23 protein-coding genes are annotated in these 24,545 nt (G+C 63.5%); 6 read left to right on the top strand and 17 right to left on the bottom strand.

Going from position 1 to position 24,545, the window contains the following annotated elements; genetic code table 11:
- Positions 1 to 27: 27 nt before the first annotated feature.
- The 10 genes from mutM to ABWI03_RS16020 form a co-directional block, all read right to left on the bottom strand.
- Positions 28 to 897, bottom strand: coding sequence for a bifunctional DNA-formamidopyrimidine glycosylase/DNA-(apurinic or apyrimidinic site) lyase (gene mutM, locus ABWI03_RS16065; RefSeq protein ID WP_095969227.1), 870 nt, complete (start codon positions 895 to 897; stop codon positions 28 to 30).
- 8 nt (positions 898 to 905) lie between these two features.
- Positions 906 to 1,679, bottom strand: a complete 774-nt coding sequence (gene rnc, locus ABWI03_RS16060; protein ID WP_124566320.1) for a ribonuclease III — start codon at positions 1,677 to 1,679, stop codon at positions 906 to 908.
- 19 nt (positions 1,680 to 1,698) lie between these two features.
- Positions 1,699 to 1,881 carry a 50S ribosomal protein L32 gene (rpmF, locus tag ABWI03_RS16055; protein ID WP_007729318.1) on the bottom strand — a complete coding sequence of 61 codons (183 nt, stop codon included), beginning with the start codon at positions 1,879 to 1,881 and terminating at the stop codon, positions 1,699 to 1,701.
- A gap of 2 nt (positions 1,882 to 1,883) precedes the next feature.
- Positions 1,884 to 2,444 carry a YceD family protein gene (locus ABWI03_RS16050; RefSeq protein ID WP_007729319.1) on the bottom strand — a complete coding sequence of 187 codons (561 nt, stop codon included), beginning with the start codon at positions 2,442 to 2,444 and terminating at the stop codon, positions 1,884 to 1,886.
- A 189-nt stretch (positions 2,445 to 2,633) separates the two neighbouring features.
- Entirely contained in the window at positions 2,634 to 3,395 is a 762-nt protein-coding gene (locus tag ABWI03_RS16045) for a DivIVA domain-containing protein (protein WP_166809806.1), read from the bottom strand.
- 131 nt (positions 3,396 to 3,526) lie between these two features.
- Entirely contained in the window at positions 3,527 to 4,021 is a 495-nt protein-coding gene (gene coaD, locus ABWI03_RS16040; protein ID WP_003942776.1) for a pantetheine-phosphate adenylyltransferase, read from the bottom strand.
- On the bottom strand, positions 4,018 to 4,584 hold the full coding sequence (rsmD, locus tag ABWI03_RS16035) for a 16S rRNA (guanine(966)-N(2))-methyltransferase RsmD (protein ID WP_095969224.1): 567 nt from the start codon (positions 4,582 to 4,584) through the stop codon (positions 4,018 to 4,020). Before rsmD ends, coaD begins: the two co-directional genes overlap by 4 nt.
- Positions 4,581 to 7,985 (bottom strand): pyruvate carboxylase, encoded by a 3,405-nt coding sequence (locus tag ABWI03_RS16030; protein ID WP_095969223.1) that lies wholly within the window; start codon positions 7,983 to 7,985, stop codon positions 4,581 to 4,583. Before ABWI03_RS16030 ends, rsmD begins: the two co-directional genes overlap by 4 nt.
- Positions 7,986 to 8,105: 120 nt before the next feature.
- Entirely contained in the window at positions 8,106 to 10,367 is a 2,262-nt protein-coding gene (recG, locus tag ABWI03_RS16025) for an ATP-dependent DNA helicase RecG (protein WP_095969302.1), read from the bottom strand.
- Between the two features lie 73 nt (positions 10,368 to 10,440).
- The gene (locus ABWI03_RS16020; protein ID WP_298780337.1) at positions 10,441 to 12,150 is read right to left on the bottom strand and encodes a DAK2 domain-containing protein; all 1,710 of its coding nucleotides are present in this window, start codon (positions 12,148 to 12,150) and stop codon (positions 10,441 to 10,443) included.
- Positions 12,151 to 12,497: 347 nt separating this feature from the next.
- Between ABWI03_RS16020 and rpmB the strand changes: the two genes are divergently transcribed.
- The gene (gene rpmB / locus ABWI03_RS16015; RefSeq protein ID WP_003942669.1) at positions 12,498 to 12,689 is read left to right on the top strand and encodes a 50S ribosomal protein L28; all 192 of its coding nucleotides are present in this window, start codon (positions 12,498 to 12,500) and stop codon (positions 12,687 to 12,689) included.
- Between the two features lie 117 nt (positions 12,690 to 12,806).
- The gene (locus ABWI03_RS16010; RefSeq protein ID WP_124566322.1) at positions 12,807 to 13,601 is read left to right on the top strand and encodes an enoyl-CoA hydratase-related protein; all 795 of its coding nucleotides are present in this window, start codon (positions 12,807 to 12,809) and stop codon (positions 13,599 to 13,601) included.
- Positions 13,602 to 13,667: 66 nt separating this feature from the next.
- On the opposite strand, the gene ABWI03_RS16005 is transcribed toward ABWI03_RS16010, so the two are convergent.
- From ABWI03_RS16005 to ABWI03_RS15995, 3 genes are read right to left on the bottom strand one after another with little or no spacing between them, the layout of a single operon-like run.
- Positions 13,668 to 14,339: a uracil-DNA glycosylase gene (locus tag ABWI03_RS16005; protein ID WP_283377063.1), complete on the bottom strand. Its 672-nt coding sequence runs from the start codon at positions 14,337 to 14,339 to the stop codon at positions 13,668 to 13,670.
- Positions 14,339 to 14,860, bottom strand: coding sequence for a gamma carbonic anhydrase family protein (locus ABWI03_RS16000; protein WP_007729328.1), 522 nt, complete (start codon positions 14,858 to 14,860; stop codon positions 14,339 to 14,341). The genes ABWI03_RS16005 and ABWI03_RS16000 overlap by 1 nt, the downstream gene beginning before the upstream one ends.
- Positions 14,861 to 14,869: 9 nt before the next feature.
- Positions 14,870 to 15,919, bottom strand: coding sequence for a thiamine-phosphate kinase (locus ABWI03_RS15995; RefSeq protein WP_298780347.1), 1,050 nt, complete (start codon positions 15,917 to 15,919; stop codon positions 14,870 to 14,872).
- Between the two features lie 77 nt (positions 15,920 to 15,996).
- Here ABWI03_RS15995 and ABWI03_RS15990 point away from each other — a divergent pair, with 77 nt between their 5' ends.
- Positions 15,997 to 16,689, top strand: a complete 693-nt coding sequence (locus tag ABWI03_RS15990; protein WP_095969219.1) for a DUF3515 domain-containing protein — start codon at positions 15,997 to 15,999, stop codon at positions 16,687 to 16,689.
- Here the strand turns inward: ABWI03_RS15990 and ABWI03_RS15985 are convergent, their stop codons facing one another.
- The 3 genes from ABWI03_RS15985 to ABWI03_RS15975 form a co-directional block, all read right to left on the bottom strand.
- Positions 16,690 to 17,796: a D-alanine--D-alanine ligase family protein gene (locus ABWI03_RS15985; RefSeq protein ID WP_298780351.1), complete on the bottom strand. Its 1,107-nt coding sequence runs from the start codon at positions 17,794 to 17,796 to the stop codon at positions 16,690 to 16,692.
- Positions 17,797 to 17,868: 72 nt separating this feature from the next.
- On the bottom strand, positions 17,869 to 19,020 hold the full coding sequence (locus tag ABWI03_RS15980) for a cystathionine gamma-lyase (RefSeq protein WP_298780354.1): 1,152 nt from the start codon (positions 19,018 to 19,020) through the stop codon (positions 17,869 to 17,871).
- Positions 19,017 to 20,015 (bottom strand): NAD(P)H-dependent glycerol-3-phosphate dehydrogenase, encoded by a 999-nt coding sequence (locus tag ABWI03_RS15975; protein ID WP_019747941.1) that lies wholly within the window; start codon positions 20,013 to 20,015, stop codon positions 19,017 to 19,019. The genes ABWI03_RS15980 and ABWI03_RS15975 overlap by 4 nt, the downstream gene beginning before the upstream one ends.
- Before the next feature lie 126 nt (positions 20,016 to 20,141).
- On the opposite strand from ABWI03_RS15975, the gene cofC reads away from it, so the two are divergent.
- Genes cofC through ABWI03_RS15960 form a run of 3 tightly spaced genes read left to right on the top strand, consistent with a single transcriptional unit; the run spans position 20,142 to position 24,130 of the window.
- Entirely contained in the window at positions 20,142 to 20,891 is a 750-nt protein-coding gene (gene cofC, locus ABWI03_RS15970; RefSeq protein WP_353798997.1) for a 2-phospho-L-lactate guanylyltransferase, read from the top strand.
- A 51-nt stretch (positions 20,892 to 20,942) separates the two neighbouring features.
- Complete coding sequence (locus tag ABWI03_RS15965) at positions 20,943 to 23,186, top strand: RNA degradosome polyphosphate kinase (RefSeq protein ID WP_095969215.1); 2,244 nt, start codon at positions 20,943 to 20,945, stop codon at positions 23,184 to 23,186.
- A gap of 17 nt (positions 23,187 to 23,203) precedes the next feature.
- Positions 23,204 to 24,130: an NUDIX hydrolase gene (locus ABWI03_RS15960; protein ID WP_095969214.1), complete on the top strand. Its 927-nt coding sequence runs from the start codon at positions 23,204 to 23,206 to the stop codon at positions 24,128 to 24,130.
- A 166-nt stretch (positions 24,131 to 24,296) separates the two neighbouring features.
- Here ABWI03_RS15960 and ABWI03_RS15955 read toward each other — a convergent pair.
- On the bottom strand, positions 24,297 to 24,545 hold a 249-nt coding region (locus ABWI03_RS15955; protein ID WP_353804455.1), incomplete at its 5' end, for a hypothetical protein.

The following is a 24,545-nucleotide window of genomic DNA, read 5'->3' as shown; positions in this document are numbered from 1 at the left end:
CTCCGCCGAACCGACGGGGCGGGAGACCTAGGCGATTCGCCGTGCCCTCGGGGTCGGCTGACACCGCGGGCAGCTGAACGACGATCGATTCATGAACTTCTCACGCTTGATCGGCGCGCCGCATCGCGGGCACGGAAGATTCTCCTGCCCGTACGCCGACAGTGACCGGTCGAAGTAGCCGGACTCCCCGTTGACGTTCACGTACAGCGCGTCGAAGGACGTACCGCCCTGATCGAGCGCTTCGCCCATCACCGAGTGCGCCGCGGTCAACAGTTCTCGAAGTTTGGGCCTGGTGAGCGTTTCGGCGATTCGGTTGCCGTGAATCTTTGCTCGCCACAATGATTCGTCGGCGTAGATGTTTCCGATTCCGGAGACCACCGTCTGGTCGAGAATCGCGCGCTTGATCTCGGTGTGCTTGCCCCGCAGGACTTTCACGACGGATTCGAGATCGAACGCAGCATCCATGGGATCGCGAGCGATGTGCGCCACCGACTCGGGCAGCATCGTTCCGTCGACCTCGACGAGGGGGGAAATCGACCAGCCACCGAAGGTTCGCTGATCGACGAATCGGAGATCAGCCCCGGAATCGAGGGCCAACCGAATGCGTAGGTGCTTTTCCCAGTCGACTGTCGGGGGCTGGACCAACATCTGTCCGCTCATCCCGAGATGAACCACCAGTCCGACACCGGCAGGCTCGAGAACCAGCCACAGATACTTGCCGCGACGCTCTGCCGAAGCGATGGTCTGCCCGGTGAGTTGGCCGATCAAGTCATCGGAACCGAGAATGTGGCGCCTGATCGCGCGGGGATGGAGTACCTCGACGGCCTCGATCGCCGCACCTACAGCATGAGACTGTAGGCCGCGGCGAACGACTTCGACTTCGGGAAGTTCAGGCAAGAGTGAACTCAGCCGGCGAGATCAGACGGGCCGTCAGCAGCGACTGCGGTTGCAGCGGCATTCTCCGACATCGTCTTCCATGCCGAACTTGCTGCCTTCTGCTCGGCTTCCTTCTTGGAACGACCGACACCGACGCCCAAGGGCTTGCCACTGATGAGAACGGTGGCCGTGAATTCCTTGTCGTGATCGGGTCCGGTAGCGGTGATCTCGTAGACGGGAACTCCGGCACCGTGTTCTGCGGTCAGTTCCTGCAGACTCGTCTTCCAATCCAGACCCGCGCCCAGAAGCGGTGCGCGAGTAAGTAGATCGTCGAACAGATCGAGAACAACGCGTCGCGCGGTCTCGATGCCGTGCTGCAGGTGGATGGCGCCGAGAATCGACTCCATACCGTCGGCGAGGATGGACGGCTTGTCACGGCCACCCGTCATTTCCTCACCCTTACCCAGCAGCAGGTGCGCTCCGAGTCCACCTTCACCCAGAGTCCTGGCAACCTCGGCGAGTGCATGCATGTTGACCACGCTGGCACGAATCTTCGCCAGATCACCTTCGGATTTGTCCGGGTGGGACAGATAGAGATTTTCGGTCACCGTGACGCCGAGAACGGAATCCCCGAGAAACTCGAGGCGCTCGTTCGTGGGCAGTCCGCCGTTCTCGTACGCGTACGAGCGGTGCGTGAGAGCCAGGGTCAGAAGACCGGGCTCTATATCTACGCCGACAGCGGCGAGGAGCTTGTCGTGATTGCCCTCGCCGCCGGCGGCTGAAACTGTATTTTCGCTCGTCATAGTCTTTCTCCGGGGAGAACTAGACAGCAGCGGTTACCTGGCGGCCCTTGTAAGTACCGCATGACGGGCATGCGATGTGGGGAAGGGTCTGCTCGCCACAGCCACGGTTGGGGCAGGTAACGAGGGTGGGCACAGTGGTCTTCCACTGGCTACGACGCGACCGCGTGTTGGATCGCGACATTTTGCGCTTGGGGACAGCCACTTCTACTTCTCCTCGGCTTCGGTGATCACAAGATTTTCGCTGGTGTTTGATTCCACGCCAAATTTGGCCGCGAGACCAGCCCAGCGAGGATCAAGTATGTCATGCCCATGCCCAGATTCCGCAATCGCCAGGCGAATGCCACATTCTGAGCACAATCCCAGGCAATCGTCACTGCACAGAGGCTGGAGCGGAAGCGCCAGCCCGACTGCATCGACGATGACCGGTTCGAGGTCGATTTCGTCGTCTTCGACCGCGTAGACCTCTCCCTCTTCCGTCGTCTCCTCGGTGGTGCTGTCCGGGTATGCGAACAACTCCGTGAGATAGATGTCCACGGTGTCGGTGAAAGGTTCGAGGCACCGCGAGCATTCACCCTTGGTGGGTGCATGCACGTTTCCGGTGACGAGAACACCTTCGGACACTGCTTCGAGACGAAGATCGAGATCTATGTCCGCGCCCGCTTCGATCGCGATCAGATCGAGACCGATACGGTTCGGGGACTGAATTGTTCTCTCGACGGTACGCATCGACCCTGGACGACGACCGAGCTTGACCGTGTCCAGCAAAAATCCCGCATCACTTGACTGATGCGACGAACTACGACGATGCGTTGACAAAGAGAACTCACCTAACTGTTGAAACTGGTATGGGCAACCACTCCACAATACGGCAGCGACAAGGCAAATCCCAATTCCGTCCACGAAAAAGTGGGCCGCCCCATATCGGACGACCCACCTTCGACTGTCTCGTTCGCTCTAGCGACGACGCTCCGAACGACGATCGTCGTCCTGGTAATCGGGAACTCCCGAACCCGTACGAAGCTGTTGGCGACCACGCCCGACCGATCGAACGGTTCCGGTGAGGAACTCTTCGAATTCGGCCAATTTGGTGTCGACGTACAGGTCACACTCCGAACGCATCCTGTCGGACTCCGCGTGAGCGGCATCGATCACTCGCGCGGATTCCGCGTGAGCTGACTGGACTACCTCGGTCTGCGACACCAGACGAGCCTGCTCTGCCGTTCCCTCCGCCACCGAATGCTCGTACGATGCCTGGCCGGACTCGATCATCCGATCGGCCTCGGCACGCGCCCGGCCGGTGACGGCGTCGTACTCACGACGGCCGTCGGTGACGGTCCGTTCCGCTTCTGCCTCGGCGTCCTCGACCAACTGATCGGCGTGTGCACGTGCTTCGGCAACCATGCGATCGGCCTGAGCCTTGGCATCGGACAGAATCCGGTCGGCGTCGTCGCGTGCATTCTCGACAGTCGACGTTGCCTCGGCATTGGCACTGCTGACCGTCTTCTCGGCGGTTGCTCGCGCGTCACCGACCAATTTGTCCCGATGATCGAGGACGTCCTGAGCGTCGTCCAGCTCACTCGGAATTGCGTCCCGGACGTCGTCGAGCAGCTCGAGTACGTCACCGCGAGGCACAACACACCCCGCGGTCATGGGAACACCGCGCGCCTCTTCGACAATTGCGACCAGTTCGTCCAGTGCCTCGAATACGCGGTACACAAGCAACCCCAATCTCTACCGGCCGAAATCGGCCCACATCGTCACCGGTCCACTCGGACCTGTGCCCGTTCCTGTCCAAGTTTGCCGGAAGAACAGCCAACGGGGTGTCGTCGTGGTCGGTGTGTCGGGGATCAGCTGTTTTCGGCTGCTCGCTCGGCGATACGCGCGAGTAGCCGAGAATGCACCTTGGCAGGCAACATGTCGGAGACGTCGCCGCCGAAGGTCGCGACTTCCTTCACCAGAGAACTCGACAGGTAGCTGTACGTCGGATTCGTGGCGACGAACAGTGTGTCGACGCCCGTGAGCTTCTGATTCATCTGAGCCATCTGCAGCTCGTAATCGAAGTCGTTCGCGCCGCGCAGACCCTTGACGATCGCGCTGAGGCCTTCTTGTTTCGCATAGTCGACCAGCAGTCCGTGCCACGACGTGACGCGAACGTTGGGCAGGTGACTCGTCGCGTCTTCGAGCATCTCGATCCGCTCGTCGATCGTGAACATGCCACGCTTGCTCTTGTTGATCAGCACGGTGACCACGACCTCGTCGAATTGCGCAGCAACTCTTCCGATTACGTCGAGGTGACCGTTGGTCACGGGGTCGAAGGATCCGGGGCAGACGGCGCCAGTCATGAGTCCAGACCGTAGCAGGTGGCCAGCTCGATGCGGGCTTCACCGTAGTTCTTGGCCTTGATCGGCTCGTAGCCCTGCGGCCACACGGTCTCCGGCGAGCGCGACGAACGTTCGAGTACGACGATCGTGCCCTCCCCCACCCATTTGTTGGCCTGCAGATCAGTGAGCATGGACACGACGGCATCGTCGGTCACCGCGTACGGCGGGTCCGCGATCACGATGTCGTATTCACGGGCGCTCGGACCCGAGACCACGGCCGCGACCGGAGCGGCGCGAACCGTCGCTCCCGGCAACGCGACAGTGCCGATGTTCGCCTTGATGACGGCAGCAGCCTTGGCATCCGATTCCACGAGAACGACGTGCTCGGCCCCCCGCGAGAGCGCTTCGAGGCCCAGAGCACCCGAACCCGCGAAGAGGTCGAGAACCGCGCACCCTTCGAGATCGATGCGCGCTTCGAGAGCACTGAACAGCGCCTCGCGAACCCGATCCGACGTGGGACGGGTGCCGCTCGGCGGGACTCGCAGGCGTCGACCGCCCGCGAGTCCCGAGATGATGCGTGTCACTCTGCGGCGCTCTCCCCCGTCGAGACGACTACCAGCAGGTCTCCGCCCTCGACCTGTTGGACGGCGCTGATCGCGATCCGCGATACGACGCCGGCGCGCGGCGAGGTGATCGCCGCTTCCATCTTCATCGCTTCGATCGTGGCCACGGTGTCGCCGGCCTCGATCTTCTGGCCTTCCTTCACCGCGAGCGTCACGACACCCGCGAACGGCGCCGCCACGTGGCCCGGGTTGTTCTTGTCGGCCTTCTCCGCCACCGGTACATCACTGGCAATGGAGCGATCACGGATCGAGACCGGGCGCAGCTGGCCGTTCAGGATGCACATGACAGTGCGGTAGCCGCGCTCGTCGGGCTCGGAGATCGCTTCGAGGCCGATGATCAGCTCCACGCCGGGAGCCAACTCGACGCGGTGCTCGTCGCCGCGCCGCAACCCGTAGAAGAACTGGTTTGCCGAAAGCCGCGACGTGTCACCGTACTTCTCGCGGTGCTCGAGGAATTCCTTTGTCGGGCCGGGGAACAGCAGACGGTTCAGCGTCGCCTGACGGTCCTTCGACGAGCCCTCGAGCAGCACCTCGTCCTCGGCGGAGAGCGTCGCTTCCGGCTTGGCCTGGCCACGTCCTTCGAGGGCCTTGCTGCGGAACGGTTCCGGCCAGCCACCGGGAGGCGTACCGAGTTCACCGCGCAGGAAGCCCACCACGGAGTCGGGGATGTCGAACTTCGCCGGATCTGCGGCGAACTCCTCCGAAGGCACGCCGGCGCCGACAAGATGGAGCGCGAGGTCGCCGACGACCTTCGACGACGGCGTCACCTTCACAAGGTGCCCGAGCATGCGGTCTGCGTCGGCGTACTTGGCTTCGACCTCTTCGAACCGGTCGCCAAGACCCAGAGCAACGGCCTGGGTCCGGAGATTGGAGAGTTGGCCGCCCGGAATCTCGTGCGTGTACACGCGTCCCGTCGGTGCCGGCAGTCCGGATTCGAACGGCGCGTACACCTTTCGCAGCGCCTCCCAGTACGGCTCGAGGTCGCACACGTTCTGCAGGTTCAGCCCGGTGTCGAACTCGGAGTGCGCAGCGGCGGCAACGATGGCCGAGAGAGCAGGCTGGCTGGTGGTTCCGGCCAGTGCCGCGGAAGCACCGTCGACCGCGTCGGCGCCCGCCTGCCATGCTGCGAAGTACGTGGCCAACTGTCCACCGGGAGTGTCGTGTGTGTGAACGTGAACCGGCAGATCGAAGTTGCTGCGTAGAGCCGTCACCAGCTTGGTAGCCGCCGGAGCACGCAGCAGGCCTGCCATGTCCTTGATCGCGAGCACGTGAGCACCGGCGTCGACGATCTCTTCGGCCAGCTTCAGGTAGTAGTCGAGCGTGTACAGAGTTTCGTTCGGATCCGACAGATCACCGGTGTAGCTCAACGCCACCTCGGCGAGGGCCGTTCCGGTCTCACGCACCGCGTCGATGGCAGGGCGCATCTGGTCGACGTTGTTGAGCGCGTCGAAGATTCGGAAGATGTCGATGCCGGTGTCCGTGGCTTCCTGAACGAATGCGCGCGTGACCTTTTCGGGATACGGCGTGTAGCCCACCGTGTTTCGACCGCGAAGAAGCATCTGGAGGCAGATGTTGGGAATCGCCTCGCGCAGTGCGGCGAGCCGGTACCACGGATCCTCGTGCAGGAAGCGAAGTCCCACATCGTAAGTGGCGCCGCCCCAGGCTTCGATCGAGAGCAGTTCCGGAGTCAGCCGGGCAACGTGCCCGGCAACTCCGAGCAGTCCGCTGGTTCGAACTCGCGTGGCCAACAACGACTGGTGCGCGTCGCGGAAGGTGGTGTCGGTGACGCCCACGGCCTTCTGTTCGCGCAGTGCCTTCGCGAAACCTTCGGGTCCGAGTTCGAGCAGGCGCTGACGGCTACCGGCAGGAGGAGGCGTCGAAAGATCGATCTTGGGCAGCTTGTCCTGCGGGTACACCGCCGAGGGTCGCTCACCGTGCGGCTTGTTGACCGTCACGTCGGCGAGGTAGGTCAGGATCTTGGTGCCTCGGTCGGCGGAGGAACGCAGGGTCAGCAGCTGCGGACGTTCCTCGATGAAGGAGGTCGTCACGCGTCCGGCACGGAAGTCCGGGTCGTCGAGAACCGCCTGCAGGAACGGAATGTTGGTCGAGACGCCACGAATGCGGAACTCGGTGACCGCGCGGCGAGCCCTCGCGACAGCGGCTTCGAGGTCGCGACCACGGCAGGTGAGCTTGACCAGCATCGAGTCGAAGTACGCTCCGACCTCGGCTCCGAGCGTGGCGCCGCCGTCGAGTCGGATACCGGCTCCGCCCGGGGTGCGGTACGCGGTGATGCGGCCCGTGTCGGGGCGGAATCCGTTGGCCGGATCCTCGGTCGTGATGCGGCACTGCAGTGCGGCGCCGCGGAGCTTGATCGTGTCCTGTGACAGACCAAGTTCTGCAAGCGTCGAACCGGACGCGATCTTGAGCTGCGACTGGACGAGGTCCACGTCCGTCACTTCTTCGGTGACGGTGTGCTCCACCTGAATTCGCGGGTTCATCTCGATGAAGACGTGGTTGCCGCGCTTGTCGAGAAGGAACTCGACGGTGCCCGCGCACGTGTACCCGATCTCCTTCGCGAAGGCGACGGCGTCGGCACAGATCTTGGCGCGCAACTCTTCCGAGAGATTGGGCGCCGGAGCGAGCTCGATCACCTTCTGGTGGCGACGCTGCAGCGAGCAGTCACGCTCGAAGAGGTGGATGACGTTGCCCTGCTCGTCGGCGAGGATCTGCACCTCGATGTGGCGGGGGTCGATGACGGCCTGCTCGAGGAAGACCGTCGAATCGCCGAAGGCCGATTCCGCTTCGCGCGCTGCGGCTTCGATCGCTTCCTTGAGTTGTGAGCGCTCCGCAACGCGGCGCATTCCGCGTCCACCGCCGCCTGCGACAGCCTTGACGAAGATCGGGAAGGTCATGTCCTCGGCGGCCGCGAGCAACTCGTCGATGTCCGCTGACGGCTCCGAGGACGCGAGCACCGGCAAGCCGGCAGCCTTTGCCGCTGCGATGGCCCGAGCCTTGTTACCAGTCAACTCGAGGATCTCGGCGGACGGGCCGACGAACTTGATGCCTGCCTCGGCGCACGCCGCCGACAGATCCGGGTTCTCGGAGAGGAAGCCGTAACCGGGGTAGATGGCGTCGGCTCCGGCGCTCTTGGCGGCGGCGACGATTTCCTCGACCGAGAGATAGGCGCGAACGGGGTGACCCTTCTCCCCGATCTGGTAGCTCTCGTCTGCCTTGAGACGGTGGATCGAGTTCCGATCCTCGTACGGGAACACCGCGACGGTTCCGGCACCTAGTTCGTAGGCGGCGCGGAAGGCACGGATCGCAATTTCGCCGCGGTTCGCGACGAGCACTTTGGAGAACATTCGAGAAAACTACCCCGATTTCATCTTGCGTCTACATGCGGAGTCTCATATTTCGGACTGAATCGAGAAACCAACCCGGCGGTCCTCGTGCTATTCGATTTCAGCTTGTCGTCATACCCGTCACGACTTCTCGAGGTACTCGATCCGGTCGGAGTCCAGGGCAGCGGTCACCATGGAAGCGAGGGCGGGATGACCCTCGAGCGACGGATCGGAGTCGACGATTCCCTGAGCGAACTCCCTGGCGGACTCGAGGATGTCCCCGTGGGCCATGAGGGAAAGCAGTCGCAGATTCGAGGTTGTGCCCGACTGCGCCGCACCGAGGATGTCTCCTTCACGTCTGGTCGCGAGGTCGAGTTGAGCCAGTTCGAACCCGTCGTTGGTCGCTGCCACCGCCGAGAGCCGCTCGTACGCCGGTCCGCCGGGATTGCTTCCGGTGACGAGGATGCACAGTCCCTGGTGTTTGCCTCGACCGACTCGTCCGCGCAGCTGATGGAGCTGACTGACGCCGAACCGCTCGGCGTCGACGATCACCATCACCGTCGCGTTCGGAACGTCGACACCGACTTCGACAACGGTCGTACAGACAAGGACGTCTATGTCACCGACGTTGAACGCGCTCATCACGACGTCTTTTTCGTCGGAAGGCAGTCGACCGTGCAGTAACCCCACTCGCAGGTCGGCCAGCGGGCCGCTCGACAGCTCCTCGAAGACGTCGACCGCCGACTTGGTCTCCGGCTGCTTCTCCTCGGTGAACTGGTCCTCACCGGCACCCTGCTCACCGTCGCCGATCCGCGAGCACACGACATACGCCTGACGACCGTCCGCGACGTCCTCACGGATTCGTTCCCATGCCCGATCCACCCACTGCGGCTTCTGCTTCGCGGGCACGACACTGCTCTTGATCGGGGTTCGCCCACGCGGAAGCTCTCGCAGGGTCGATACCTCGAGGTCGCCGAGCACCGTCATGGCGATGGTTCGCGGAATCGGCGTTGCCGTCATCACCAGCAGATGCGGACTCAGTCCTTCGCGGGCACGTGATCGCAATTGATCACGTTGCTCGACGCCGAAGCGGTGCTGCTCGTCGACCACAACCATGCCGAGGTTGAAGAACTCCACGTTGTCCTGAATGAGTGCATGGGTACCGATGACGATCCCGGCGTCGCCGGTCACGGCTTCGAGCAGCGCTGCGCGCTTCGCAGCCACAGGCAGCGAGCCGGTCAAAAGGGCGATCCGGGTGGAATGTTCCGCCGAACCGAGCTCACCGCCTGCGGCCAGCGGGCCCATCATCTTGCGCAGTGATCGCGCGTGCTGGTTTGCCAGGACCTCGGTGGGTGCGAGCAACGCGCACTGATACCCCGCATCGACGACCTGCAGCATCGCGCGCAGAGCCACGATCGTCTTGCCTGACCCGACCTCGCCTTGGAGAAGCCGGCTCATCGGGTGTGGGCGGGCGAGGTCGCCGGAGATCTCCTCGGCGACTGCTTGCTGTCCCTCCGTCAGAGTGAACGGGAGCATCTCCTCGAACTGATCCGCGATCCCGCCGGCAACCGGAGCGCAGGCCGGAGCCACACGCTCGGAGTTGTCGTGACGACGCATCGCGAGGACCAACTGCAGAGACAGCGCCTCGTCGAAACGCAGACGATCCTGTGCTCGTTCGATGTCTTCCTTGGTATCCGGGAGGTGAACGGTACGCAGCGCCTCGTCCAAACCGATGAATCCGTGTTCCGCCCTGGTCTCGTCAGGTAACGGCTCCTCGATCGGATCGAGTTGGTCGAGTACTTGCCGCACGCACCGCATGATGGTCCAACTCTCGACCTCGCGGGTCGCCGGATACAGCGGGATCAATGCGCGGTCGAAGACGGACAGATCGAGTTCGGCGCCGGGATCCTGATTTGCGCGAGCCAGGCCCGCAAGGTCACCGGCTCCCTTGATAGACGCCAAGGGAACCACCGAATCCTCCTCGCCGACACGAGGTTCCGGCAGGATCAGGTAGCTCGGATGAGTGAGAGACCACTTGCCGCGGAAGTACTTCACCGTCCCGGAGAACATCGCCCGCACGCCGGGCTTGATGACGTGCCGCACCTTCTGCGGGTTGAAGAACGTGACGTCGACGGTCTGCGAATCAGTGGCCAGCGATACTCGCAACATCTGCCCCGGACGGTTCTTCATCTTCACGACGGCCGCCGACGCCACCCGCGCGATGATGGTGATGTGCTCACCCTCGGGCGGCTCCTTCTCGGCAAGTTCCTTGCCTGCCGACGCGTACCGATGTGGATAGTGACGCAGCAGGTCCTCGACCGTCCGGATCTCGAAAGCCTCGTCGAGCGCGTCCGCGGTCTTCTTTCCCAGCAGCCGATCGAGCGGGTCGGCGAGCGTCGCCATCAGTTCCTCCAGCACAGTGTCGCGGTAAGCACATGTGTTCGTATATCAGTAGTCACCGACAGACCCGGTTCGATCACTCCACACCCAACTGGAACAGGTCACCCGGCTGATCGCCCTGATAGACGAGCACGTCGACGCCCGGGTGATGCGCGGTCACGTGTGCCTCGAGTTGCCCGGCCAGGTCGTCCGGCGCGTCCGCACCCATGAGTAGGGTCACGAGTTCGCCACCGGATCCGAGCGCAAGGTCGACCAGTCTCGCACTCGACTCCGCGACGTCGGGTCCGATGAGCACCACCTCGTGCCCCATCAGACCGATCGCGTCACCCGGGTCACAGGTCCCGACGTACGTCAGCGAGCGTTCGACGGCAATGCGCAGCGATCCCCAGCGAGTCGCAGCTGCGGCCTCGGACATCGTGAAGCCGTCGTCGGCGACGTTGCGCTGAGCGTCGTGAACGGCGAGGGCCGCCAGGCCCTGGACCATCGACGATGTCGACAGCAGCAGAACCTGGTGAAGCGGATCGCGGGCAGCGGCACTGACTGCGACCAGTTCCTGAGCGGTCAAAGCTCCGTTCGGAAGCACCAGAACTTCGCTTCGCTCCATCTGACGGATGCGGCCGAGCAGTTGCGCGCGTGTCACCGGCGCGTCGTCGCACCGAAGAACCGTCGCGCCCTCACTCTCGAACAACGCCGCCGCACTGTCACCGGCAACGACAGCCAGTACGCCGCGCGCGCCGGCGCCGGGGAATCGCCTCTCCGCCCGTGCCACCAGCTGGTCTCGTTCGTCGACGAGAAAACTGCTGATGCGAATACCGTGTACCTTCCCGGCCTCGAGACCTGCCTCGACGGCAGCGCCGGCATCGCAGCAATGCACGTGCACCGACCAGCCACCGAAGCCGTCGCTGACGATGACCGTCGAATCCCCGAGGACGGACAGCCGCGTGCGCAGCGCCGTCATGCGATCGTCGTCCGAGTCGTCGACGAGGTACATGACCTCGAAATCCTGTTCCGAGTGATCACCGCATTCGATCGGGCTCTTGTGAGCCCAATCGTGATCGAAAGCGCTGACGTCGACAACTGCGCTCGACTTCGGGTCCGGCGTCCCCAGATCCTCGCGAACCTGCGCTTTCCCGGTCACCACCTCGACAAATGCGTCGAGAATCAGAACGAGTCCGAATCCCCCGGCATCGACCACACCGGCGGAGGCCAGAACGTCCAGTTGCTCCGGGGTCTTGTTCAACGCGACCGCAGCCGCATCGGCAGCGGCGGCAACCACGGAAGCAAGGTCCTCGCCACTCGGCGTCCTGGTGTCGACGCACTCCTGCGCCGCCTCCCCCGACGCGCGCAAAACCGTGACGATGGTGCCTTCCACCAGATCGGAGACAGCCCGAGAGGCCAGCGCCGTCGCCGTTGTCAGCGAGTTCGCAAAGCTGCGGCCGTCGATGTGCTCGCCGTGGACGCTCTCGGCAATGCCCCGGATCACCTGGGACAAGATCACTCCGGAATTGCCCCTGGCACCCGATACCGCGCCCCGAGCCAGAGCGTTGGCGACGCGACCGGCACTGCGGACGTCGTCCTCGATCGTCTCGGCGGAATCGAGGGCAGCTCGCATCGTGAACAACAGGTTGGTGCCGGTATCCGAATCAGGGATGGGAAAGACGTTGAGGCTGTTGATCTCTCCACGACGTTTCTGGAGGCTGTCGACCGCCCGACGGGCCCAGCGCCGCAGCAGATGGCCGTCCGCGACGGATTCCACTTCACCGGCGACGCGTTGCACTTCCCCCACTGACGGTTCCCTTCCACGACGGAAAGACTGACGACTGACTGACCGCGACGAAAACGAGATCGGCGATCGGTGCAGTCGAGGGTAGTCCGACGCTTCGGCGCAACCGTGACTACCGGGCGGTTTGGCCATTCGGGCCGGAAGCGGTTACTCTTACACGGTTGCCTCGAACGGGCTACACGAAATAATGCTGCACATTGTTTGTTGCTGATTGACTGTTTTCACGTTCGACTGCACAGTGAGCGGTCAAGGATCGGTTCGAAGTCGAGTATATTCGGATTGTAATTCTGGCTGCCCTACCGTGTAGGGTAACCACTTCAATATTCATTTCTAACAAGGAGTTCGCGACTATGGCTGCCGTCTGCGACGTATGCGCCAAGGGGCCCGGCTTCGGTAAGTCGGTCTCGCACTCGCACCGGCGTACCAATCGTCGCTGGAACCCGAACATTCAGTCTGTTCGTACCGAGGTTGCCCCGGGTAACACCCGTAAGGTCAACGTGTGCACCTCCTGCCTGAAGGCAGGCAAGGTCGCTCGGGGCTGATTGCCCGAGCACAAACTATTGCAGGCTCTGCCCCCGTCACTTCGGTGACGGGGGCAGAGCTGTATCTATGTGTCCCCGTGTTTCGTTTGGCTGTCAGGCACCCGTAATGTGCGTTGAGTGACTTCTATCGATGACCTGAGCAAAGTGACCCTCGACGAGGGCGTACTCCGCATCACCATTTCCACCGCCGCCAACGGCACCTCACTCGACGACGAAGGACTGGTTCAGGGCGCGCAGGCGCTCGAGACAGTCGGAAACGACATCGGGAGCATCCTTCTGGTCGGCGAGGGCGCAAACTTCTGTGCCGGCGGCAACGTCCGTGCATTCGCAGCAGCCCCCGACCGCGGCGAGTACGTGGCCGAAGTTGCCCGCGTCTTCCACGTGTTCGTACGCGCGCTCGACGCCGCGACCGCTCCGGTGGTCGCCGGAGTCCACGGATGGGCAGCCGGCGCCGGAATGAGCCTGGTCTGCCTCGCGGACGTCGCGATCGGCGGAACCGGCACCAAGCTTCGCCCTGCCTACCCCTCCATCGGTTTCACCCCGGACGGCGGGATGTCGTGGACGCTCCCCCGCATCGTCGGTGCGGCACGCGCTCGCGAGATTCTTCTCAACGATTCGGTGATCGGTGGCGACGAAGCCGTCCGCCTGGGGATTCTCACGCGACTCGTCGGCGACGACGAGGTTCAGGAAGAGGCGGCTCGCCTCGCCCGCGCCTTGGCCAACGGGCCGAGCACGTCGTACTCGGGAATCAAAGCGCTGCTGCGTTCGTCACGGACGAACTCGCTTGCCGAGCAACTCGACGCCGAAGCTGCGTCCATCGCCCTCGCGGCGAACAGCCCGATCGGCCGCGAAGGTGTCGACGCATTCGTCGAAAAGCGTCGCCCCGATTTCACTTCCGCAAAGCAGGCGTAAGTCAGCGGCATGCCGAACGTCGCGCCACGACGTTCGGCATGCCAGGTGAGTGCAGACGCAGTTCGATCAGCCCAGATTCCAGTCGACCGGATCGGCTCCCAGTCCGGTCAAGAGTTCGTTCGCACGACTGAACGGGCGCGAACCGAAGAAACCGCGCGAGGCCGAAAGCGGTGACGGGTGCGCGGATTCGATGATCGGTGTGTCGCCGAGCATCGGCGCGAGGGTGGCCGCGTCCCGACCCCACAAGATCGCCACCATCGGCGACGACCGCGCGACCAGAGCGCGGATAGCCTGCTCGGTGACCGGTTCCCAGCCCTTCTTGCGATGAGAAGCGGCTTGCCCAGGCTGCACGGTGAGAACGCGATTGAGAAGCAGCACACCTTGTTTCGACCACGGCGTCAGATCGCCGTTCGGCGGTATCGGCAACCCGAGATCCTGGTGATACTCCTTGTAGATGTTGCCGAGGCTTCGCGGAACCGGCCGCACGTCCGGGGCAACCGAAAAGCTCAACCCGACAGCATGACCGGGCGTCGGATAGGGGTCTTGACCGACGATCAGCACCCGAACGTCGTCGAACGGGTTCGTGAATGCACGCAAGACTTTCTCTCCCGCAGGCAGATACTCCCGTCCCGCAGCGATCTCGTCGCGCAAGAACTTACCCATCGCGGAGATCTGCTCCGAGACCGGTTCGAGTGCCCGCGCCCACCCTGGATCGACGATCTCTGCAAGCGGCGCCATCAGTCGAGCCTGCGCAACGCGTCGCGGTAGTACGCCGCATTGGCTGCGTACATCTTGACGTTCCCGTCGAGGTGACCGAGCGGAACCTCGTATCCCGCACGGACCTTGGCCGGCACACCGAGTGCCATGCTGCGCGGCGGAACCTGCATCTTGTTGGCCACCACCGCACCAGCGGCGACGATCGACCCCGTCCCGATCACCGTACCGTTGAGAACAACTGACCCCGATGCGATCAGGCAGTGGTCCTCGATGGTCGACCCCTCGATGTGCGCGTTGTGGCCAACGACGCAACCGGAGCCGATGACGGTTGCATCGATGGCGGTGCAGTGGATGACAGTTCCGTCCTGGATGTTGGATCCGATTCCCACCGAAATGGTTCCGTAGTCACCACGCAATACCGCTTGCGGCCAGATAGAGGTTCCCGCCGCGAGAGTCACGGCGCCGATCACCACCGCGTCCGGGTGGACGTACGCGTCCGGATGGATGTCCGGAACTCTGTCTCCAAGTGCATATACAGCCATGAAAGCAACCTATACCGCGGTGGTGCCGGTGGTCGAAAAGCTGTGCCAACCTCCGCCGCTCTCGCGGAGGGAACCGTCGACCGTCACACCGGACCCGCCGACGACCTCACCGATCACAGTCCACCCCGAAGGAATCTCGACTTCCGGCCCGAAAGTTGCTGCAAATCCGTGATCTTCACCACCGGAGAGGATCCAGTCCAGCGGATCGACGTCGAGGACCTCGGACGCCGACGCGACGTCGGGTGAGGTCGGAACCGTCGCCGAGAAGATGTCGAACCGCACGTCCGATGCCTCTGCAAGATGTCGGAGATCCGCGATCAATCCGTCGGATACGTCGGTCATCGAATGTGCTGATCCTGCCGCCGCCCAAGCCGATTCATAGGGCGGATTCGGAATCCGATGAGAAGCAAGCAAATCCGGAAAACCTTCCGCTTCGTCGAGAAGTAGGGCCAAACCCGCTGCCGAGCAACCGAACAACCCGGCGACCGCGATTCTGTCACCGACCTTCGCTCCCGACCGCAGCACTGCCGGACGGCCGCCCAGATCGCCGAGGACGGTCACCGACACGACGATCACCGGTGATTGGACGAGGTCTCCGCCGACTACACCGGCTCCCAGATCGGTTGCCGCGTCCCAGATCCCGGCCGAGATCCCGTCGACCACGTCGACGGGAGTCGACGGTGGGCACCCCAGAGACACGGTGAATGCCGTCGGCCTCGCTCCCATCGACACCACGTCGGCAGCGTTCTGGGCCACCGCCTTGCGGCCGATGTCCCGCGGCGAAGACCAGTCCATTCGGAAATGTCGACCCTCGACCAGCATGTCGGACGAGACGACGACGCGACCGTCACCGGAGGTCACGATCGCGGCATCGTCCCCCGGCCCCAATTCAGTGGTGACCGGTTGGATTCGGCCGACGAGAGAGCGCGCGATCACGTCGAACTCCCCCACCTGTTCGACGGTGTGCTCTGACCCGAACTCCGATGATGCAGCGAGCCCCGATGATGCAGCGAACTCCGATGATGCAGCGAACTCCGATGATGCGATGAGTGTCTCCAATGCCGACGCAATTCGCTCGTAAGCGGCCTGCGGTACCTTCTAGCTGTGGTCGTGAATGCTTCTGCAAGCTCACGCGTGTGTCGGCAATCCTACCGATTCACCGCCGTGTCCTCAGAAGTGACAAGACCGCCGATCGACTGGACCAGGACCCGAGCGAAGAACTGAGCATGGCAGAAAACACTTCCACCGCAGACAACACCGACATCGACCCCGACGGCGACGACGATCCGTCCGAGCGCCGCAGTCCGGCACTGATCGCGACCGCCATCGCGCTCCCGGTGGCCCTGATCGTCGGAGTGGTGATCGCAGCCGTCGTCGCGGGAAACAACCCCGAACTCTCGCCCGTGGCGCTCGGTCCCGTGCCGGCACCGGCTGCAGAGTCGGAGGCCTGCGTTTCCCTTCTCGATGCGCTTCCCGACAAGATCGACGACTTCACGAAAGCCGAGTTGGTGGAGCCTGCTCCGGTCGGAGCCGCCGCTTGGCAGCGCAGCGAAGGTGAGCCGATCGTGCTGCGCTGCGGACTAGACCGTCCGTCCGAGTTCGATCAGGCGGCAGCGCTACAGGTCGTCAACGGCGTGCAGTGGTTCCAGGTCTCGGGAACCGACATCGGTCTGGCGGCGAGCACGTGGTTTGCCGTAGACCGCGGCGAGTACATCGGTATCACGATCCCCGACGGGACCGGCCCGACGCCGATTCAGGAGATCTCCGACACCATCACGGCGACTCTCGAACAGAAGCCTCTCGACCCGGCACCGGTCGCGGTTCCCTGATCAGCGAAGGCCGGTGCCTCGAGCGATGGCGGTGTCGACCAGTGTCGAAATCAAAGTGCGGTAATCGATTCCGGTGGCGTTCCACATCTTCGGGTACATCGAGATGGAGGTGAACCCGGGCATCGTGTTGATCTCGTTGATCACCGGACCGTCGGCCGTGACGAAGAAGTCGACTCGCGAGAGTCCTTGGCAATCGAGGGCCTTGAACGCGCGGACTGCAAGCTCCCTGATCTGGTCGCTCACCGACTCGTCGAGTTTCGCAGGGATGTCGAATTCACAGACGTCGTCGAGGTACTTGGTGTCGAAGTCGTAGAACGCGTCCGAATCGGCGTCGGAATCCGGCATCCGGATCTCGGCGACCACACTCGCCTCGACGTCGCCGTTCGGGAATTCGAGGACGCCGCATTCCACCTCGCGGCCGATAATCGCGCCTTCGACGATCACCTTGGGATCGTGCAGGCGTGCATGAGCAATCGCCCCGTCCAGACCGTCCCAATTGCTCACCCGAGTGATGCCGATGGACGAGCCTCCACGAGCGGGCTTCACGAAAACCGGAAGGCCCAACTCAGCCTTCTGCTCTTCGGTGAGCGTTGCGGTTCCCGGTCGAAGCACGACCTGCACTCCGACGGGAAGTCCTTCAGCAGCAAGAAGCTTCTTCGTGAACTCTTTGTCCATGCCGGCGGCGCTGGCCAGGACTCCGGGTCCGACGTACGGAACCCCGGCAAGTTCGAGCAGACCCTGAATGGTGCCGTCTTCGCCGTAAGCCCCATGCAGAACGGGGAACACGACGTCGACCGACGCGAGCACAGCACCGGCGTCCGACCCGTCGAAGGAGATGACTTCGCCCTCGCGGGTGGGGTCCGCGCTGAGGACCACCGACGTTCCGTCCTTGTCGACCGACGGCAGTGCGCGCCCGCTGATCGCGAGGGAGTTGGGGTCGCTCGAACCGAGCACCCAGGAACCGTCGACGGTGATGCCGATCGGTACGACGTCGTACCGATCGGGGTCGAGGTTGCTCAGGACGCTTCCGGCGGAAACACAGGACACTGAATGCTCATTGCTCCGGCCACCGAAGATCACGGCCACGCGGGTACGGCTGCTGTTCACGCGTCAAACCGTACCGCCGAATCGACTTCGGCACGCGATCGGGCCGGACCCGAAATCATCGACGTGGTCCGCTCAGGCGTCGAGCGCACGCTCGATGTCGACCAGAAGATCGGCGGTGTCCTCGATGCCACAAGCGATTCGGACAAAACCCGCACTGACCGGATCGCCCCAGCGCGCACGGCGATCCGCCGTCGTGTGGATCCCGCCGAAGCTGGTGGCGGCCGTGACGAGAGCGCTCGCTTCGACGAACGAGTGGAATGCCTGAGCCGAATCCAGTTCGACGCTCACCAGTCCGCCGAATCGATTCATCTGACCGGATGCCGTTGCGAAGGACGGGTCACCGCGAAGGCCCGGGTAACGAACGGACCGGACCGCTTTGTGTCCCGCCAACATCTCGGCCAGGGCCAGCGCGTTGTCGCACTGACGTCCGAATCGCAGGCCTGCCGTGCCGAGACTGCGGTGCGCAAGCCACGTCTCGAAGGGGCCGAGCACTGTTCCCGAAAGTAGTCGCTCACGCTCGATTCGCTGACTCACAGCCGCATCGGAGGTGGCGACGTAACCCATCAGGAGGTCACTGTGCCCGCTGAGGGCCTTGGTACCGCTGGCCACGACGATGTCGGCACCCAATTCGAGCGGGCGCTGCCCCAGCGGTGTCGCAGTCGTGTTGTCGACGATCAGCAGCGCGCCCGATCGGTGGCACACGTCGGCGAGCACGCGAAGGTCGACCACGTCCAGCACCGGGTTGGACGGCGTCTCGGCGACGACGACCACGCGGCCCGGCGACGCGGCGAGCAGATCCGCGAAGCTCGCGTCGCCCATCTGCAGAGTCGAAACTTCGCGAACCGTGATCCCCAACGACGCGAGGCGCTCGTTCGCGTACAACCGCACCTGGTAGTACCCGTCCGAGGGCACGACGACCGTATCTCCGGTGACGAGCACGCTGCGCAAGGTCGCGGTGATCGCGGACATTCCCGATCCCATGACGAGGGCGTAGTCCGCTCCTTCGAGCGCCGCGAGCGCTGATTCGAGTCCGCGCCAACCCGGGTTCGATGCACGAGCGTAGGTATCGGACTCGGAGCCTTCCTCGGGCGAAAGTTGGTACGGCGCAGCGAATATCGGCCCAAGCTGCATGGGCTGACCCGCGGCGTGTTCGCGCGCGACGGCGCTCACGCTGCGCGTCGAATCCCCGTAGTCCCCGCGATGACTCATACCAATTTCACTCATTCCGGCTTCGTCCGGCGTCCGAGCAACTGACCGATCGCATCGCTGACGGCCATGCCTTCGTGGCACACCCGATGGACCGCGTCGGTCAACGGCATCTCCACGTCGTATCCGGCAGCGAGTGCGCGTACCGACGTGCACGACTTCACGCCCTCGGCGACCTGACCGTTGGTTGCCTTCTGCGCCGACTCCATCGACCCGCCCCGTCCGAGCCGCTCTCCGAACGTCCTGTTTCGCGACAACTCGGACGTGCAGGTCGCTACCAGGTCACCGACACCCGCCAAGCCTGCGAGAGTCGACGCCTTGGCTCCGAGCGCAACACCGAGCCGGATTGTTTCGGCGAGCCCGCGGGTGATGATGCTGGCAACCGTGTTGTCGCCGAACCCACTACCGGCGGCCATGCCACAGGCCAGTGCGATCACGTTCTTGCACGCACCGCCGATCTCACAACCGATGACGTCGGAATTGGTGTACGGCCTGAAATAGCCGGTAGCGCAAGCATCCTGGAGAGCGAGGGCACGCGAGGAGTCCGAGCAGGCGATCACCGTCGCCGCGGGCTGCCCGCTGGCGATCTCGTGTGCAAGATTCGGGCCCGAGAGCACCGCGACGCGCCCCGGTTCCACACCGGTCACCGACACGATGACCTGGCTCATGCGCATGAGCGTCCCGGTCTCGATTCCCTTGGCCAGACTCAGCAGAGTCGCATCGGGTCCGATCGAGCCCTTCCACTGCTCCAGGTTTCCCCGTAGCGACTGCGAGGGAACCGCCAGCACGATGAAGTCAGCGCCTGCCATCGCCTCCTCGTGGTGGTGGGTCGCGCGGATCGACGAAGGCAAAGCAATGCCTGGCAGATAGTCGCTGTTCTCGTGTGTGGTGTCGATGCGCTTCGCGACCTCTTCACGCCTGGCCCACATCGTCACGTCGGTTCCGGCCTCGGCCATCACCTTCGCCAACGCCGTTCCCCACGAACCTGCGCCCAATACAGCTGCCTTACTCACACGCTCACCCCGTCTACCCGGCGAAGCGGGTCGCCGCCAGAAAAATCGTCTGCACAGAGTATCGCCTGTGGTGCACTGCGGTGGGCAGCCGCGGACACCGAGCGTGATGACTGGCAAGATCGAGGGATGGACAGCGCGGAACCCCCGTACCCACACGTCGTGGAGACACCGCATGCGCGCACGGAGATCGAACGCCCCATGCATGCGATAGTGGCCGTCAAGTCCTTGAGATCGGCCAAGTCCCGCCTCGCGGGCGAACTCGACTCGGATGCGCGTGCAGACCTGGTGTTGGCCATGCTTCACGACACCCTCGCCACAGTCGCAGCCGTCTCGGCCATCGACAGCGTTACAGTGGTCACCCCAGACCCCACCGTTGCCGCACTTGCATATTCCGTCGGCGTGACGGTCTACGCCGATCCAGCTCCCGACGGCGCCCGAACGAACGGCGCAACACCGCGCACGGAAGAAACCCTCAATGCGGCGCTGAGTGCAGCGGCCGCCGATATCCGAGCCAAGCGCGGAGTGGTCGACCTCGTTGTGCTGCAAGCCGACTTGCCCGCCATGCAACCAAGCGAACTGACGGAGGCCGTGACCGCCGCCCGAAGCGGCGGACGTTCCGTCGTCGTCGATCATCACGGCACCGGCACCTCCGCATTGTTTGCGTGTGGAGAGAGTGCGCTCGACCCTCGATTCGGACCGGAATCTGCACTTGGACATACCAATTCAGGCGCTCGTCCACTCAACGGCCAATGGCCGGGACTGCGCACCGACGTCGACACCCATGCCGATCTCAGCACTGTGCGAGCACTGGGAGTAGGCCCCGCGACATCGGCTTCGTTGACCAGACTCAAGGCCACGCCGTCGAACAGCCGATGAATTTTCTTTCATCGATTGTCGGACCGCGCGATTGTGGGGGATGATCGACGAGTGAGCAATGGCGAAGCACTCGAAAACCGTATTTCCGAAGACCAGTCGGACGGAGACCACAGCTCCGGCCGGCACGAGAACGGCGCGGCCACCTCGCCGCGATCTCAGGCCGTCGCGGTCGCCACCAACATCCCGGGCGCGCCCCCTGCAGCTACCAAGGCAGAGCTACCCGAATTGCTCGTCGGGCTCCCCGAGGATCGTTACCTCAACCGCGAACTCAGCTGGCTCGATTTCAATGCCCGTGTTCTCGCATTGGCCGCCGACGAGTCACTGCCGTTGCTCGAACGCGCAAAGTTCCTCGCCATCTTCGCTTCCAATCTCGACGAATTTTTCATGGTCCGGGTCGCCGGACTCAAGCGCCGCGACGAGACCGGACTGTCGGTCAGGTCCGCCGACGGCCTCTCCCCACGCGAACAATTGGCGCTCATCGCGCGTCGCACCCAGGAACTCGCCGACAAGCACGCACACGTGTTTCTCGACTCGGTCCGCCCTGCCCTGGCGGCAGAGGGCATTTCGATCGTTCGGTGGGCCGATCTCAGCGCCGATGACCACGGCCGACTCTCGGCACATTTCCACGAGCAGGTCTTCCCGGTACTGACGCCGTTGGCAGTCGATCACGCTCACCCGTTCCCCTACATCAGCGGACTGAGCCTCAACCTCGCCGTGACGGTGAAGGACTCCGTCACCCGCGGCGAACACTTCGCTCGCGTCAAGGTTCCCGACAACGTCGGCCGGTTCGTGCGAGTCAAGAGCACGACGTCTTCGTCCACCATCGATTCGTTCCTCCCGATGGAAGAACTGATTTCGGCTCATCTGGACGTGCTGTTCCCCGGAATGGAAATCGTCGAACATCACGCTTTCCGAATCACACGCAACGCCGATTTCGAGGTCGAAGAGGATCGGGACGAGGATCTGCTGCAGGCACTCGAACGTGAATTGGCGCGTCGCCGTTTCGGTTCACCCGTTCGACTCGAAGTTGCCGACGACATGACCGAGCACATGCTCGAACTGCTTCTGCGTGAACTCGACGTCGATCCGGCCGACGTGATCGAGGTTTCCGGTCTGCTCGACTTGTCCTGCCTCTGGCAGGTTTACGCCGTCGACCGCCCGGCTCTCAAGGACGCGCCGTTCGTCCCGGCGACGCATCCGGCGTTCGGTGAGCGCGAGACTCCGAAGAGCGTCTTCTCGACCCTGCGCGAAGGCGACGTGCTCGTCCACCATCCTTACGACTCGTTTTCCACAAGCGTTCAACGCTTCATCGAACAGGCCGCCGCCGACCCGCAGGTACTCGCGATCAAGCAGACCCTGTACCGCACTTCCGGCGACTCCCCCATCGTCAACGCACTGATCGACGCCGCCGAAGCCGGCAAGCAGGTTGTCGCGCTGGTGGAGATCAAGGCGCGCTTCGACGAGCAGGCCAACATCAAGTGGGCACGCAAACTCGAGCAGGCCGGCGTTCACGTCGTCTACGGTTTGGTCGGTCTCAAGACTCACTGCAAGACTTGCCTCGTCGTCAGGCGAGAGGGCTCGACCATTCGTCGTTACTGCCACATCGGCACCGGCAACTACAACCCGAAGACCGCGCGTATGTACGAGGACGTCGGATTGCTCACCGCAGCACCGGAGATCGGTGCGGACCTCACCGACCTCTTCAACTCGCTGACCGGATACTCCCGAAAGACGAGTTACCGCAACCTTCTCGTTGCGCCGTACGGGGTTCGACGCGGGATCATCGAGCGGATCGACAACGAGATCGCGCACAAGCTCGCAGGCCGCGAGGCCGGTATCCGCTTGAAAGCCAACGCATTGGTCGACGAGCAGGTCATCGACGCGTTGTACCGCGCGTCCAAGGCCGGTATCCCCGTCGAGATCGTGGTCCGCGGAATCTGCGCGCTCAAGCCGGGTGTTCCCGGCCTCAGCGAAAACATCGAAGTACGTTCCATTCTCGGACGCTTCCTGGAACACTCGCGAATGTTCCATTTCCGCTCGGCCGACGAGTTCTGGATCGGCAGCGCAGACATGATGCACCGCAACCTCGATCGCCGCGTCGAGGTCATGGTGCAGGTCAAGGACCCGAAACTGTCGAAGCAGCTCGGTGACATCTTCGACTCCGCGCTCGATCCCCGAACTCGCTGCTGGGTACTGCATCCGGACGGGAGTTGGGTCGCTGCCCCCGAACGCGGCGAGGACGTACGTGAGCATCAACAGTCCTTGATGCGCAGCCGCACCGCCAGCGGGTCTTGACGGGCTCGGATCACACAATGAGCGACAAGCCGGTCAAAGCCAACATCTTTGCCGCAGGCGCGGTTCTGTGGCGGAAGGCTCCCCAGGATCCTTCCGCCATCGAGATCGCCGTCGTACATCGACCGAAGTACGACGACTGGTCATTCCCCAAAGGAAAGCTCGATCCCGGCGAGACCTTCTTGACCGCGGCAGTTCGCGAGGTCCGCGAAGAGACCTCGATCACCGGACGTTTCGGAAGGCACCTCGGTGGCGTGACGTACCCGATCCCGGGACATCGCAAACTCAAACGGGTCGAATACTGGTCGGCCGAAGCAGTAGACGGAGATTTCGGGCCGAACAACGAAGTAGATGTTCTCTATTGGCTTCCGGTCGCCGAGGTCGCCGATCACCTTTCCTACCCGATGGATCGGATGATTCTTCGCCGCTTCGTTTCCATTCGGCCGGACACGAAAACGGTATTGCTCGTCCGCCACGCAAAAGCTGGAAGCCGTAAGCGGTACAAGGGCGACGACAATGTGCGTCCACTCGACGCCAAGGGCAAAGAGCAATCCGCCGCCTTGGTCGAACAGCTGAAAATCTTCGGAGCCGATTCGGTTTTCGCGGCTGACCGTACGCGCTGCGTCGACACCGTAATGCCATTGGCGGAGGCATTAGGTGTCGAAGTTTCGACGGAACCTCTTCTGACCGAAGAAGGTTACGAGGCCGATCCCGAGGCCGCCAGGGCACGTGCCCTGCAGATCGCCGCGTTGGAGGGCACTCCCGTGATCTGCAGCCAAGGAGGCGTCATCCCCGATTTGATGCGCTGGTGGGCAGATACGGCCGGTGTAACACTGCCCTCCGCACGCAACCGTAAAGCGAGCACTTGGGTGCTCTCGTTCCTCGACGGCCGTCTGGTTGCCGCCGATCACCTCGACAGCCCGCTCCCCAAAGTCGCCAACTCCTGAGGGATTTGGACCAACCGACACCCAGCTCGAGTCGGTAGTTTTGCAAAGCACTGAAACACAGGAGAATTCACACTTCTCCCAGGCAGCAAAAAGAGGTGCAGCCGCGGATCTGATCCGCGGCTGCACCTCTTTGTCTTACGGCATCGGGTTTTTCACCCGAACGCGACTACTTTGCGCGCTTGGCCGGAGCCTTCTTGGCCGGAGCCTTCTTGGCTGCGGTCTTGGCGGGAGCCTTCTTGGCCGGAGCCTTCTTGGCCGGAGCCTTGGCTGCGGTCTTGGCCGGAGCCTTCTTGGCGGGAGCCTTGGTGGCAACCGTCTTCTTGGCTGCGGTCTTGGCCGGAGCCTTCTTGGCGGGAGCCTTGGTGGCAACCGTCTTCTTGGCTGCGGTCTTGGCCGGAGCCTTCTTGGCGGGAGC

Origin of the sequence: Rhodococcus baikonurensis, assembly GCF_040489275.1 — a bacterium.
GTDB lineage: Bacteria > Actinomycetota > Actinomycetes > Mycobacteriales > Mycobacteriaceae > Rhodococcus_F > Rhodococcus_F baikonurensis.
Note: the sequence above shows the minus strand (reverse complement) of the source record. Positions and strands in the feature narration are given on the sequence as shown.

What these genes read in the sequence shown, in the direction of transcription:
- ABWI03_RS16005 (WP_283377063.1), bottom strand. Translation starts at nt 14,339, where the DNA reads ATGGCGCCGCTTGCAGAGATCGTCGATCCAGGGTGGGCGCGGGCACTC.
- recG (WP_095969302.1), bottom strand. Translation starts at nt 10,367, where the DNA reads ATGGCGACGCTCGCCGACCCGCTCGATCGGCTGCTGGGAAAGAAGACC.
- ABWI03_RS16030 (WP_095969223.1), bottom strand. Translation starts at nt 7,985, where the DNA reads ATGTTCTCCAAAGTGCTCGTCGCGAACCGCGGCGAAATTGCGATCCGT.
- ABWI03_RS16000 (WP_007729328.1), bottom strand. Translation starts at nt 14,860, where the DNA reads ATGGCTGTATATGCACTTGGAGACAGAGTTCCGGACATCCATCCGGAC.
- coaD (WP_003942776.1), bottom strand. Translation starts at nt 4,021, where the DNA reads ATGACTGGCGCCGTCTGCCCCGGATCCTTCGACCCCGTGACCAACGGT.
- ABWI03_RS15980 (WP_298780354.1), bottom strand. Translation starts at nt 19,020, where the DNA reads ATGAGTGAAATTGGTATGAGTCATCGCGGGGACTACGGGGATTCGACG.
- ABWI03_RS15960 (WP_095969214.1), top strand. Translation starts at nt 23,204, where the DNA reads ATGAGCGACAAGCCGGTCAAAGCCAACATCTTTGCCGCAGGCGCGGTT.
- cofC (WP_353798997.1), top strand. Translation starts at nt 20,142, where the DNA reads ATGGACAGCGCGGAACCCCCGTACCCACACGTCGTGGAGACACCGCAT.
- rpmB (WP_003942669.1), top strand. Translation starts at nt 12,498, where the DNA reads ATGGCTGCCGTCTGCGACGTATGCGCCAAGGGGCCCGGCTTCGGTAAG.
- rnc (WP_124566320.1), bottom strand. Translation starts at nt 1,679, where the DNA reads ATGACGAGCGAAAATACAGTTTCAGCCGCCGGCGGCGAGGGCAATCAC.